This is a genomic window from Pseudobdellovibrionaceae bacterium, assembly GCA_020635075.1.
In the GTDB taxonomy this organism is placed as follows: domain Bacteria; phylum Bdellovibrionota; class Bdellovibrionia; order Bdellovibrionales; family UBA1609; genus JADZEO01.
In genome coordinates, this window is record JACKAM010000002.1 from 432682 (window position 1) to 445756 (window position 13075).

A 13075-nucleotide genomic window follows, 5' to 3' on the forward strand; every position below is an offset into this window, starting at 1 on the left:
TAAGTACGGCTCTGAGAGCCTTAAATGGGAGCTAGACCCGGACGATGGAACAACCGTATAGCCAAGCATATCGGGCCTATCTGTGGGCCCAATACCGAGTCTTAATGACCTGTCTTGTGTTCGGCATTGGCTGGGTGGTCTTTGCCGAATACCTGGTCACTCCTGAGACCTTTGGTGCTGAGTTTTATGTGTGGCTGGATAAGTACAGCCATTGGATGCTGATTCTGCTGACCTCTCTGTTGGCCTATTTTTTCGTCCACCAACAGCGCAACCGACACCACAAACTTCAGCATATCCTATCCCGCGACGCCAAACGCTTTCATGCCATTATTCAAAACGTCCCCAACATGGTCTTTGTCACCGACTTGCGGGCCAACATCACTTACATGAACCGCACCCTTCCGCAGCTGACCCTTGATGATGTGATTGGCCGCAACGTTTTTGAATTTGCCGATCCAGATGATCATGAGGTGATTCGTGCGGCGATTCGCAAGGCCCTGGAGACCGGTGAGCCCGTCTACTACGAGGCCGGCAACCCCAGGGATTTTGGTGAGGCTTGGTATGCCGTGCAGATTCAACCCTTGTTTGCTGCGGGGAAGATTCATAATTTAGCTTTCTTTCTTACCGACATTACAGATCGGAAACGGGCCGAAGACGCTCTGAGGGAAAGTGAAGCCCGCTATCGTGATGTGGCGTCTAATATTCCCAACATGATGGTCTATCAGTTTGTGCTGACCGCAGGTGGCGATTTCAAGATGCCATTTGTGAGCTCTAAATCTTACGAAATGTTTGGCGTTACACCAGAGGAAGCACAGGAAGACGTCGAAACCCTATTGTGCTTGGTACACCCAGAGGATGCTGAGGTTTTTTACCAAAGCATTGCTGATTCAGCCAAACACATGTCCATCTGGGCTCATGAATTCCGTGTCTGCCTGGACAAGGGAAACACCGTTTGGATTCGCGGAACCTCCACTCCCCGAAGGTTGGAAAACGGCGATATTCTTTGGAACGGAGTGCTTGTCGATTCCACCCAAGAGCATCAGGACAAAGCCCATCGGGAAGAGTTAGAAAAACAGCTCCAACATGCGCAAAAGATGGAGGCTTTGGGTACGCTCGCAGGCGGTATAGCCCACGACTTCAACAACTTCCTGCAGATCATCACCATGTCCTTGGAGCTGGCCCAGCAGAATATTAAAAAACCGGATCAAGCTCTTCAGTATTTGGAGCGAGCCCTTGCCACCTCCTCCCGGGGTCGCCACTTGATTCGTCAAATTTTGACCTTCTGTCGCAACGAAGAAGTAGAAAGAAAATCTTTTGATCTCAGTTCTGCCATCACTGACTTCCTGCAAATGATTCGGGCGACGGCTCCGCCCACGACTCGGTTCAACTATCAGATTGAACCAAGGCTATCTATTTATGGGAACATGACCCAATTCCACCAGATCCTGATTAACCTCTGCACCAATTCCTTCTACGCTCTGAAGGAAAAAGGGGGCAGCATTAATATCCATCTGTCTTCGGTAAGCGTCAGTGACAAAGAAGCGGAATCCCTAGGCCTTGCCACTGGAGCCTATGCTGAACTTGTGGTTGAAGACGACGGAAAGGGCATGACTCCCGAGCAGGTGAACCGTATCTTTGACCCATTTTATACCACAAAACCAGTGGGCCAGGGAACGGGACTGGGGTTGTCCGTGGTTCATGGAGTGATTAGATCCCATGGTGGCCACATCCAGGTTCGTAGCGAGTTGGGCCAGGGAACTCAGTTCCGCATTCTTTTACCTCTTGTACAACTCCCTGATACAAGTGCCGAACAGTCGTTGATGAGCCCAACCCCCGGAAGAGGCCAATGGGTTCTGGTGATTGAGGATGAGTCGGACTTGCTTGATTTAGAGACTTCCATGCTCGAAGGCATGGGCTACAACGTGATTAAAGCTTCCACTGGAAAGAAAGCCCTTCAGGTCTTCCAGGAACTGGGTGACAAGATCGAGCTCGTCATCAGTGACAACTCACTGCCCGGCATCAGCGGCCTGGAAGTATTTCGCGAGCTGAGAAAACTCAACCATCAAATCCCGCTGGTGTTGACATCAGGACTAGGAGAAGAGGAGCTGCGGCAAGAAAGCCAGTTGGCCTCGGTCCAAGTCGACCACTACCTGCCTAAGCCCTTCACCCATCAGGAGTTAGGCGAAACTTTGCAGCGCATTCTGCCGACCTACTCCCCAGCTCATCCAACGCCATAATCGAAACTGAGGGGGGACGGATGGAAAAGATTTATCAAATAAATGATCAGTTTGAAATTGAGGTTTTAATCGAGACCAACGATCGCTTCGAAAGCATTCGTCAGATCTGCGTAAAGGACCCAAAGAATCGCTTGGCCGACAATTACCAGCCAAATCGCCTCGTCGTTGAGGAACACGATCTCTTCATGGTCATTTGGGATCGAACCAACAAGGAGCCGGTGAGTTTTTCTGGAATCTATAACGGGGGAAGGTACCCGGGTGACGTGGCTCGTTTTGCCAACCGCAGCTATGTTTTTCCCAACTATCGAGCCGTCGCCAATGCCAGGACCTCCAGACCCTGGGTTTACGCCATGATGCTTCCATTGCAGGAGAAGCTCAATCCCATGAAACGCAAGCTTGGATTTATTTCGGTTGGGGAAAGACTGGGAAAGTCGGGACGCAAAGTGAATGTCCTTGAGCGTAACCCCCCTGAAGGATGGCTGGCCTCTAAAGAGCTAGTTAGAGTCTGCAATGGCAAGGTTTATGACTGTGTACAAAGGGTTCTCTATAAAGAACTTCTTCCGGGATACCGTTTCGACGACTGGAATGCTGAGCGAATGGATGAGGAAACCTGGCTTCGCCGCGTTCGCGGAGAGGGGCTTTAGAGAAAGCCTTTGCCAAAGTCTTGGATGAGCAGGAGAATGGGCCCCTCAGGGACAGAGGAGGGTTCTTTGGAAAAAGCCGACTTGCCAGATTTTCACCAGCTGTTTCCCGACCGTGACATTGCCAAAGAGTGGAACGAACGACTCGATAAATATGAAGTTCCTGCTCTCGTCGACCTGGAGAGGCCTGTTGATTCAGACCGCCTTTACAAGGTTTATGAAACCATCCAACCACAAATGGAAAACGAGTACGAAAAGTGGGTCATGGCTCGCCGAAAAGACATCACCCATGATTACTCACCAAAGACCTATTACCGAAAAATTCTCACTCACCCCACTGAGCTGGCAAAAAAAGTTCAAGCTCAGGTCGATGAGATAAAAGGGGCCAACTGGAAAGATCGAGGGGGAAAGCCAGACCCTCGTAAAATGATAGAAGCTCTAAGAACACTAAACGAAAACTATGAGCCCCTATTTGATGAACGCAACTACAGCGTTTGGGACCCGGCTGTATTTGGGACATATCTTGAGGACGTATTTCGCATGGTCAAAGGGCGCATTACCAGGGCCCGGTTTGCGGTTTTACCACCCAACTCTGGGGTTGTTCCCCACATTGGCATGGTCACCAAGTACACGGTTCGTCTTCATGTCCCTATTAAAACCAACCCCTATTGCTTTAACTTTGCCATGGTTCGTGGACGATTGGTGATGTACCACATGCAGCCTAACACCTGGACTCTACTCAACACCTCTTACCAACACTGGGCCTATAACTATGGAAGTGAAGATCGAGTTCACCTGATTTTGGCTGTCGATGGTGATGAGGATTTGCGGGACTACTACCAACGGAAAAGTATGACCCCCGGTCAGTTTAAGGAGTATTTCGTCGATGAAGCGTGAAGAACTGATGGAGCTCTTTGTTGGTAGAAATCTGGATGAGGAACGCCGATCGCGAAAGGGCAAGGATGAGATCCCCTTTTGGGTGAGTCTCAATTGGCAGTTCGATATTGATGCTTTGGAAGCCCAGGTGCGAGAACTCCACAAATGGCATTGCCTTGAGTTTGAAAAGACCCATGTGGAGACCTACCAGGGACTGTTGGCCGGTGGCAATTACCAGGACTATTTTCACCTCTCCCTTTCTCACCCCAAAGCCCTGGCGGTGGACCTACAAAAGAGGCTGGATGAGGAGCGCGGCATTAAGTGGCAGGACCGCAAACTCAGCGTGCAAAAGCGCATGCAGTCCATGTGGAAAATCAACGAAGACTACGACCCACTGATCGATGAAAGAAATTTTGAAGTCCCGGAAGAGGCACTGGAAAAGGCACCCGAGTTACGCAAAGTTTTGCAACAGTGCAAGGCCCGGGTGACGCGGGTTCGAGTGGCACGCCTAAACTCTTTCCAGCCGCTCGCCCCTCATGTCGACTTGTCGCCCAAATTTGCCTTAAGAATTCACATACCACTTGCGACCAATCGTCTGGCTTTTAATTTTGCTATGCCCGAGGATCAGGTTCATGCACGTCACATCAAGCGTGGTGAGGTGGTTTTGCTTAACTCTGGGGTCACCCACTGGGCTCACAATTTTGGCGAAACCCCTAGGGACCATTTAATAATTTGTATTGATGGCCAAGAAGATCTAGATCACTGAGCTAGCAGGTCTTCTGGCGACACCTCTTTGGCCAGCTCCCGTCTAAAACTAGTCAGGTTAGTTGTGTTGTACCGGTAGTAGCGGTGACAAACCACTGTGGCAAAGAAGTTCCAAAACCTTTCGCCCGGGGTGTCCATCTCATGCCACTTTATTTTCATCTGAGACAACCCGAAGCCTCGATGAGTATCATTGGCCACCAGTCGATAGCCAACAGGAAGAAGCTTCACCGGAGTGGCATCCGAACAAAAGTAATTGGCCCAATCATACCTACAGGTGAATTCTCGCCCCAATCGTGGATCGTAGTCTTCTGTCACGATCACCTGCCTTTGAAAACCTAAGAGGTCCTGATAACGAGGGTCTCGTTTTACTTTGCTCTCCAAAAAACCATCCAAAAACTGAGCCAACTCCTCAAAGTAACGTCCCAGATTGCCAAGCGTGAGGTGAAGAGCGTACTCCTCGGGTTCATAGAGGGCCGCCCCTTTGCCCAGATCAAAAACCAGATGGGTATCAGGATCTTTAAAAAACTCCTCCATCTTCTGATCCACTCCAATAAATGCCTCTCCAACCAGGGTCTTATGGCCTCGCAAATAGGCATAATATTCCCCGTAAAATCGAGCATAAGAGATGCCGAATTCCTGATTTAGAAAGATGGCCATGAAACGACTGAGGGCAAAGTTGTGATTTAAGAAAATATGCACCGCATAGCACATCTCATCTTTTAGGCCAGCTTGATCCAGGGTTTTATGTCCAACAATAAAATGAGATCGACCCCCAAAGGGGTTTTTAATTAGGCTTCGATCCACTCTCTGCTGATTCATGGGCCTCTCGATCACCTCAATGCCATGCTCATTCATATATTCCGGGCTGGCTGCCGGAGCATTTGGGAGAATGGAATACAGGTGGGTGCGAATCTCATCGTGAAATCCCATCTCCAGGAGGTCATGCAAAGACTGACGAAATTCCCGGGCTGATTCTCCAGGGCAAGCCATGATCAAAACCCCGGTGAGAGGAATACCCTTTTCTCGGTAACCCCTAATGACCTTTTTGTGCTTTTCCTGCCCCAAGTTCATACGCTCCATAACTTGTAGGGCCTGGTCCTGGGTGGACTGAAAGCCAACAATAACGCTATGGAGAAGTCCCGCACCATAAAACCGCTCAGAGATTTCTCTCACCCGATCGATTTGATTTTTAGCGGGCATCCAGTGGACATCTGCTGGAAATCCAGTTTTCTGTCTGGCTTCAATGAGCATTTCGGTGATCTCAACATCACGGGGAAACATCCCAAAGTTGGCGTCGGCTATAAACACGCGGTTAATTTGGTGTCGAGAAAACCACTCCACCTCCGACCTCAGTCTCTCCATCGGATACAAACGCACTTTTGAGAAGGTGTTGGAGCCCCAGTCGCAAAACCGGCACTTATAGGGACAGCCCCTATTGGTTTCCCAGAAGGCCGCAAATCTTAAGTTGGAACGGTGGCGTTCAATGAGCTCTTCAAAAAAGGGATACTGAACGTAGGGGCTTACAGGGCCAAAATCTTTAATCTTTTCCACTTCCCCCGTGGAGCAGGCGCCGTCCTTACCTGGCAGAACCAATCCAGGGATCGAGGCAAAGTCAGGTTCTTCTTTGAGGGCTTCCTTGAGAATTCTGGCAAATGCCAGTTCACCATCCTCTTTGACGATCACATCAACAAAAGGATGGCGGTCAAAAAACCCTTTGTCGCGATAGGGAGGTTCGGGGCCGCCCATGACAACTAGTGTATGCGGCGACTCCGCTTTTACCTGGCGGGCGATTTCAATTTGTAGCTCCCAATTCCAATCATAGCAACTTAGGCCTAAGACATCGATTCTCTGCCCTCGATAGGGGGCTAACAACCGCTGTGGCTCGGCAAACAAATAGATGGGATCTAACCAGGCATAGTGGTCCTGAATCAGGGGGTCTCGCTCGGCCTCCTGACGAAGCAATCCATAAACGTAGGGCAAATAGATTGACGAGAAATAGGGCGGAACGCTGATTAAGATCCGCTTTTTTGCTGACTCCTCCAGATGGGCCACCCCGCACATCCCTCCCTGCAGGGAGCATAACCGCAGTCGCACCAATGTAAAAGAAATTTAGACACATGGGACCTATCGAGACACAAGCTAAGCGTGCCTAACGCCCATTGGCATCTCGGGTATCGCTCAAGACACGAGAAGCTATTGTATGACAACGAGAGAAACTTAGGAGGAAGATAGAGGGCAATATTTATTGGCGGGACAAGAACTGAGGAGTTGCGGAATGGCCGAACAGTTTACCTTTTGGTCTTTTGATATGGATCTCGATCCCTATGATCGGGAGGCTCTGGCCCGGGAGTTGGATCAGGTTCCTGAGGAATACTGGTATTACAGTGCATTTCGCCGCTGTGACTTGTTGATTCTCTATTCCACCAGCGGACGTTTTGTGCAAAAGGACCTGGTGCAGTCTCAGGGAAGCCTGGATTGGAGTCCCCCCTCGGCCCACACTCCATTGCTTCGCGAATTCGCTGCGGAGAAACTTTTTCCATTGTTCAAACCTATGGGGCGAATTGCCATTATCCGCACCCGCCCTGGACAAAACATGGCTGTCCATATCGACTGCAGCAAAAAAAATTTCGACCAAATGAACGCGAAATTTCGCTTGGTTCTGCGCGGCCGAATTGACACCTTGTATTTCTTTGATCGAGAGGGAAACAAAACCTATATCAGGTCCAATAACCCCGCCTATGTGATGGATGGGGCCCACGTTCACGCCATGGACAATACGGGAGATGAGGTAAAATACACTCTTTCTGTGGGCTCCCCATGGATGGGAGAAGGACCTATCAATGACCTACTAAAAGAGAACGGGCTTGAAAGGCTGGATCTGTCCAAACCAGATTTTAACCCCGAATGGGAAGATCCTCTGGTCAAAGAGCCTTATTGAGCAAAAAAAAAAGAGGCAGGGTTTGACCTGCCTCCGAGTGTTCCAAATTTAAAGCAATTGGGGTCAAACCACTTCGTGGCGATAACCCAAACGATACAGCTCCTGCATTTTTGCATGACCACTAGACACTTGCTCTGAGTGCCATACCTGAAAATCTGCATAGCTGGCAAACTCGTGCTCTAGCTCAACATGGGTCTCCCGCAAGTTGATGTAGTTCACACGCATTCTTCCAGCATTCTGCAAATACCGCTCAATCTTTTTGATCGCATCGAGGTTGGCAAACCTCTCACGATCTGCCTTGTAATCTTCCAAGGTTTTTCCCGCTGGGAAAACGATCCGGCGGCCATAGCGATAGGTCTTCCCACTAGATGCAAAGGCCTTCTTGGAAAAGAAAACTGAGAAGACACCGATGCTTCCAATATAGGAAAGAAGAGAGGCCAATATCTTACGCCGACTCACACTGATCTCCTTGTTTAGATTGAGCCAAACAACTCCCTCAATTATAGACTTATTCGGCTAAAATCCGCAAAAAATAAATAGGTTATCACCCCTTCTAGGGGTCACAAAGGGGGTCACTGTTCCCCATATTTCGCCTCACCATCGGCGATTCCCCGAATCTCGGCCGTCTGTCTCATTTTGAGAACCTCCACCAAGGACCAGGGATCTCATAGCTCATCCATCCGAAAATAACGCTCCGCCAAATTGATTCAATCTGAGTCAGGAAACCGCCAGATCCGTAGGTCTCCTTGACCCCCATGGCCTCTTCTCCTAGCATGGGTTCCACACGACGAGGTGGAAATTATGAATGCCGATGCCCGCGCCTATTGCGAAGCCAAAACCCTGGAAAGTGCAATGCACTCAGAACTTTGGAGCTTTCACGACACCTCGGACAAGTACAAGGTGTTTCCGACTGAATTTCTCAAAGGCCAGGTTGACGATGAGGAGCGCCACACCGAGATGCTCAGGCGTGTCCTCGAACTGGAAGGCTTTCCAGCTGAGCCCAGTGAAAACCTCTCAATGCAGAAAGTGATCTACCAGAGAGTCCTCGGCCTGGATCTGAACAACACCCGAGAAGACGAGAACCTCTTCCACGCCGTCCATACTATGGTTGAGAGAAGAGCAAATTGGATTTACAAAATGTATTTACTTAACGGAACGAATGAGCGCTTCAAAAAAGTCATCAAGCTGATCGTCAAAGACGAGCGCCGCCATATCTCCGGGCACCGGGATCAATTGGTTCAAACTGACCCCAAAATCACCGCTCTGTTCGATTTGGATAACTGGTTTTTCCGCGAGTACTACCCTGCCCATTACGGCACCGATAGCCTGCAGGTGAATCCCACCTTCTGGGATGACTACTTCAGCAACAAAGGCCTTATCACCGATCCCAAAACCGTCCGCCCAATGAACGACATTATTCCCGGCCCGCTGAGAAAGCCTGAAATACTGATCTAAGGTTTTTTTAGTTTTTGGGCTGTAATACTGCTTAAAGAGTTTCAAACTTCTGACCAGAATAGGGATCGATCAGCCCTTCCGTGCCATTATAGATTCGTGGAGTTTTGTAGAGCCTCATGAGAGCCTCTGACTTCCGCATTTCTTTAAGTCGTCCAGGAAATTTCCTGTGGATTTCCTGATGGATGAGCTTTGCGTAACAGGGGCTTACTTCGGGGAACAAGTGATGTTCGACATGATAACCGAAGTTCAAATTCATCCACTCAAGAATAGGCCAATTTCTTACAGTCAAAGAGCTATCGAAAACATCCGGGTACTTCACTAAGGGCATCAACATGTGGTTAGTGGATATGTAACTCATAACAATATAGTTCATCACCGCAAAGGGGATGACGTGAGTCCAAATGAATTGATCAAAACCAATCAACCAGGTTCCGCTAAGGTGCACAGACCATATAACAATGATCTCCCCATTTATGCGCAAGTGATTGAGGCGATGAAATCCCCTCCTTCGAAAGCGTAAGTAGACCTGCCCAATAGTTAAATGACTGCTAAACCAATAGAAGAAATAAAACAGACTGAACAGTGAGCTCGATCCCGGCAGAAGGAAGTAAAGCCTTTGAAAAACCTTGTTGCGCTTAAATACTCCCAAGGTTGGTAGGGCATCCGGATCTTTGGCCAACACTTGGGTGAACCCATGATGAAGGGAGTTGTGCCAAAATCGCCAAAACGTGGGTGATACCCCCAAAGGCAAAAATGCTATGAGTCCCAAAGCATCCTGCCACTTCCGGCTCCTGACCACAGACCCATGGAGAACTTCGTGGGCAAGAAAGCCCATTGTGGCTCCAGCATAGCCAATGGCTAGAGCCCCCAAAAGCTTAACAAGCCAAATTTCGGGAAACAACTTGATGCAGGTAAGTCCTAAAGCGATTAGCAGAAGACAGGACAACAGCCAAAGCAGACGCCATTTGTTTAACCTGAATATCTTATCCGGCAGCTGCTGTTCCAGCGCCTGCCGATATTGCTGACGAGGATTCATGCCGTGATCCTAGTCAGACAAGCTCTGGCTTTCAACCTCTAACTCACATGGCCGCCTTTGACTCAAGCAAGCCCAGAATCCAGTCCGCCTTGCCCTTTTCAAAGCCGCGACCGACAAACTTCGCCAATTGGCCTTCGAGGGCTTTCAGGTCCTGGTTCTCCAGGTACCCACTCCAGATGGCATTGAACTCTCGGTACACGGCCTCCATTCCAGTTCCCTTGGCTTCTGCAGTTAGGGCCTTCATTCTTGTCTCGGCCAGGGCCCGATTACCTGCAACCACCGCAAGAATAACTTCATCTTCCATCAGCACGAGCCTAGCAAATCGCAGGGATGGCTTAGATAGCTTAATTTTCTCCACTCCCACCTGAAGCTCCTTCTCGGCCTCTGCAATTTGGCCCTGCTTGGCTAACATTCGAGCCTTACCCCGATGGTAAAAGGACCAATAGGACTGATCCTCCGGCTTGAGTCCTTGCTTGAGTGCGGCCTCTACTGCCTGAAGGTCCTTTTTCGCCTCATCGATCTGATCCATAGACATAAAATTGGCACTGCGATGGAGGAGGGCCCACCCCAGAGATCCTGACTTTCCCAGCTTCTTAAAGGACGCAATGGCCATATCAAGGCTGCGATTGGAACCCTGATAGTCACCAACCGCTGATAAATAGGAGCCCCTCAACCTTTGCACCCTGCCAAAGAACATTTCCCGTTCAAAACTGGATTTCCATGCGTACTGGTTTACTGAGCTAATGAGCTCATCAAAGTACTTTTGATTCCTTTGGCTACGTAAACCCAGTAGGTCCATTTTTTCCTTGCGAAGCAAGGCTTCGAAATAGATCTCCGTAAAATCCTTTCGGCTTTCATCCGTCACAAGTTCACCAAATTTCCGACTAGAATCTGCAAACCGGGAATCATTCCAGGCGGCAAATCCTTCGGATAAAGTTGCCTTGGCCTTTTCAATGTAAGCCGCTCTCGGATTACTTTGGGTCTCTTCCTCAGCTGTTTTCTCAACGGCTTCGGCGAAAAAGCAAAATCCGATAATCATTGAGAATAGGAAAACCACTCTTTTCACTTTTGTCCTCCCCTTGCAATTGTGACTTCCACAAGTTCTGCGGTTAAGAATGTGTAAAGTTTGGTCCTGATGACTCACATCCTACCGTCTACTTGTTTTTCACCCACACACAAGCAATTATAATCAATAGGGTGCTTAGATTAATTAAGATTCTCAAAAGACGACGTCACTCCCAGAGATATAAACCCGTTATTCTCGTAACCGGGTGTAGTTCCGGGATCGGTCTCGCTTTGGCACGACGACTCTGGACTCTGTATGATTATAGGGTTGTTATCACCGTGCGACAAAATTCCCTAGATAAGATCAAAGATGATAAATTCCATAATACCGATCGTTTCTGGATCCAACACCTAGATGTGACATCAAGCGAAGACCGAAAGCGATTGATCGATGAGATCCTAGAGAAATGGGGAAAGGTCGATATTCTCGTTAACAATGCAGGCATCAGCTTTCGTGCTGTCGTCGAGCACATGGATTCGCAAACCGAGAGATTACAACTTGAAACTAATTACCTGGGACCTATGGGACTTATTCGCTTAGTCCTGCCAAGTATGCGTATGTCCGGAAGAGGTAAAATCATTAATGTCTCCTCTGTGAGCGGAATGCTGGCCATGCCGACCATGGCATCCTATAGCGCATCCAAGCACGCGCTTGAGGGAGCCAGCGAAGCCCTGTGGTATGAAATGAGGCCTCTCGGGATTAATGTCACTTTGATTCAACCGGGATTTATTCGCTCTCATTCCTTCCGCAATGTTGTTTACTCTGCACAATCAGCCCTTTCTCAGGCTGCTGGCGGTCCCTATAGCGATTATTACCGACACATGACGCCCTTTATATCCAAGACCATGCAGAAATCGAGAACCACTCCCGAAAAGGTGGCCCGCACTATACTCAATGTGATTCGCACCGAGAATCCACCCCTAAGAGTGCCAGCCTCATTGGATGCATTCTTGTTCTTCTACATTCGCCGCTTTTTTCCTCGTCGATTTCTTCACCCCTTTTTGTTTTTCTGTCTACCGGGCTCCGGGAAGTGGGGTGAGCGCTACTCCAAAAAACGGGATTAGGTGAACTGACTTTTCAGAACTAGATTTTACGTTTTGCAACTTTGGTGAGCTCCCGCCAAAGGTACGCCTGGGCCAGCCCAGTATTTTGGCCGCGACGGCGAACGACCCATTGATTTTCTTCAAGGCCTTTAAACTCAGGTACTTTTAGTTTTACCAGAACCTTCGCCCTGATCTCCTTTTCAACCAGATGATGTGGCATATGCCCCCATCCCAATCCCGCCTTGAGCAGAGTCATTTTGGTCTGAAAATCCGGCAAACTCCAGGTAAATGCTCCCTCCATAATTCCGGCCGAACTTCGGCCATCCACGGATCCCGTGCTTCGCAATATAAGATGAGGAAAATTCATCAACATGGATTGGGAGATCTCCTTTTGCCTGCGACCCAGAGGGTGTGAGGGGGCCACCACCGGAATGAGCTTAATCGGACAGTGTGGTTCAACTTCAAATTGGCCAGGATCGAGATCTCTTCCCTCCGTAATCGCCAGTTGAGCGCGCCCATCTCGGACTTTTTCCAATGCTCCAAAAATTTCCACACTCATCCTGAGGCGGGTGTGAGGAAACCGCTTCGCAAACTCGCGCAATACTGGAATAAGTGGCGGCAGTGGTGTTAACGCACTGAGGGCAAGATCAACCTCCGCCTCCACGCCCTGACTCAACTGCCTTCCCAAATCCTCAAACTCAGCCACATTCTGAAGGAGACCTTTTGCCCTCTCGTATAGAGCCCTCCCGGCATCCGTCAACTCCGGGCGGTAGGATTCTCTTGAAAACACCCTTAGTTTGAACTCATCCTCCAATTGCCGAATTGCATAGCTGAGTGAACTTTGCGACTTGTGAAGCCGCTCGGCCGCCGGCCGAAACCCTCCCTCCTCTACAATTGCGCATAGGGTGCGAATCTGCTCAAAAGTCATACTCCATTATAATCTAATTTTTCGATCATTTTAATAAATTTATTATACTTTTTTTAGATCATCTGACGGGCGAGAATTGAGGGGGTCGTG

12 protein-coding genes are annotated in these 13075 nt (G+C 49.1%); 7 read left to right on the forward strand and 5 right to left on the reverse strand.

Annotated elements, in window-relative coordinates; translation table 11 throughout:
• Positions 1-44: 44 nt before the first annotated feature.
• From H6624_11695 to H6624_11710, 4 genes are all read left to right on the forward strand, one after another.
• The gene (locus tag H6624_11695) at positions 45-2237 is read left to right on the forward strand and encodes a PAS domain S-box protein (protein MCB9085003.1); all 2193 of its coding nucleotides are present in this window, start codon (positions 45-47) and stop codon (positions 2235-2237) included.
• A 20-nt stretch (positions 2238-2257) separates the two neighbouring features.
• Positions 2258-2881, forward strand: coding sequence for a hypothetical protein (locus tag H6624_11700; protein ID MCB9085004.1), 624 nt, complete (start codon positions 2258-2260; stop codon positions 2879-2881).
• A gap of 66 nt (positions 2882-2947) precedes the next feature.
• Positions 2948-3775, forward strand: a complete 828-nt coding sequence (locus tag H6624_11705; GenBank protein ID MCB9085005.1) for an aspartyl/asparaginyl beta-hydroxylase domain-containing protein — start codon at positions 2948-2950, stop codon at positions 3773-3775.
• Entirely contained in the window at positions 3765-4520 is a 756-nt protein-coding gene (locus tag H6624_11710) for an aspartyl/asparaginyl beta-hydroxylase domain-containing protein (protein ID MCB9085006.1), read from the forward strand. Before H6624_11705 ends, H6624_11710 begins: the two co-directional genes overlap by 11 nt.
• On the opposite strand, the gene H6624_11715 is transcribed toward H6624_11710, so the two are convergent.
• Positions 4514-6571, reverse strand: coding sequence for a radical SAM protein (locus H6624_11715; protein MCB9085007.1), 2058 nt, complete (start codon positions 6569-6571; stop codon positions 4514-4516). The two genes, H6624_11710 and H6624_11715, sit on opposite strands and share 7 nt — an antisense overlap.
• 223 nt (positions 6572-6794) lie before the next feature.
• Here H6624_11715 and H6624_11720 point away from each other — a divergent pair, with 223 nt between their 5' ends.
• Entirely contained in the window at positions 6795-7457 is a 663-nt protein-coding gene (locus H6624_11720) for a hypothetical protein (protein MCB9085008.1), read from the forward strand.
• Between the two features lie 63 nt (positions 7458-7520).
• On the opposite strand, the gene H6624_11725 is transcribed toward H6624_11720, so the two are convergent.
• Positions 7521-7916 carry a hypothetical protein gene (locus H6624_11725; protein ID MCB9085009.1) on the reverse strand — a complete coding sequence of 132 codons (396 nt, stop codon included), beginning with the start codon at positions 7914-7916 and terminating at the stop codon, positions 7521-7523.
• A 342-nt stretch (positions 7917-8258) separates the two neighbouring features.
• On the opposite strand from H6624_11725, the gene H6624_11730 reads away from it, so the two are divergent.
• The gene (locus tag H6624_11730; protein MCB9085010.1) at positions 8259-8912 is read left to right on the forward strand and encodes a hypothetical protein; all 654 of its coding nucleotides are present in this window, start codon (positions 8259-8261) and stop codon (positions 8910-8912) included.
• Between the two features lie 31 nt (positions 8913-8943).
• On the opposite strand, the gene H6624_11735 is transcribed toward H6624_11730, so the two are convergent.
• Together H6624_11735 and H6624_11740 are read right to left on the reverse strand one after the other, a co-directional pair.
• Positions 8944-9948, reverse strand: coding sequence for a fatty acid desaturase (locus tag H6624_11735; protein ID MCB9085011.1), 1005 nt, complete (start codon positions 9946-9948; stop codon positions 8944-8946).
• A gap of 43 nt (positions 9949-9991) precedes the next feature.
• Positions 9992-11014 carry a hypothetical protein gene (locus H6624_11740; protein MCB9085012.1) on the reverse strand — a complete coding sequence of 341 codons (1023 nt, stop codon included), beginning with the start codon at positions 11012-11014 and terminating at the stop codon, positions 9992-9994.
• 143 nt (positions 11015-11157) lie between these two features.
• On the opposite strand from H6624_11740, the gene H6624_11745 reads away from it, so the two are divergent.
• Positions 11158-12078 (forward strand): SDR family oxidoreductase, encoded by a 921-nt coding sequence (locus tag H6624_11745; GenBank protein MCB9085013.1) that lies wholly within the window; start codon positions 11158-11160, stop codon positions 12076-12078.
• Positions 12079-12097: 19 nt separating this feature from the next.
• Here H6624_11745 and H6624_11750 read toward each other — a convergent pair whose 3' ends face one another.
• Positions 12098-12985: a LysR family transcriptional regulator gene (locus H6624_11750; protein MCB9085014.1), complete on the reverse strand. Its 888-nt coding sequence runs from the start codon at positions 12983-12985 to the stop codon at positions 12098-12100.
• Positions 12986-13075 lie beyond the last annotated feature (90 nt).

Excerpts from the sequence above, each read along its gene's own strand:
- H6624_11720 (MCB9085008.1), top strand. The coding sequence starts at position 6,795 with ATGGCCGAACAGTTTACCTTTTGGTCTTTTGATATGGATCTCGATCCC.
- H6624_11750 (MCB9085014.1), bottom strand. The coding sequence starts at position 12,985 with ATGACTTTTGAGCAGATTCGCACCCTATGCGCAATTGTAGAGGAGGGA.
- H6624_11695 (MCB9085003.1), top strand. The coding sequence starts at position 45 with ATGGAACAACCGTATAGCCAAGCATATCGGGCCTATCTGTGGGCCCAA.
- H6624_11735 (MCB9085011.1), bottom strand. The coding sequence starts at position 9,948 with ATGAATCCTCGTCAGCAATATCGGCAGGCGCTGGAACAGCAGCTGCCG.
- H6624_11730 (MCB9085010.1), top strand. The coding sequence starts at position 8,259 with ATGAATGCCGATGCCCGCGCCTATTGCGAAGCCAAAACCCTGGAAAGT.
- H6624_11700 (MCB9085004.1), top strand. The coding sequence starts at position 2,258 with ATGGAAAAGATTTATCAAATAAATGATCAGTTTGAAATTGAGGTTTTA.
- H6624_11710 (MCB9085006.1), top strand. The coding sequence starts at position 3,765 with ATGAAGCGTGAAGAACTGATGGAGCTCTTTGTTGGTAGAAATCTGGAT.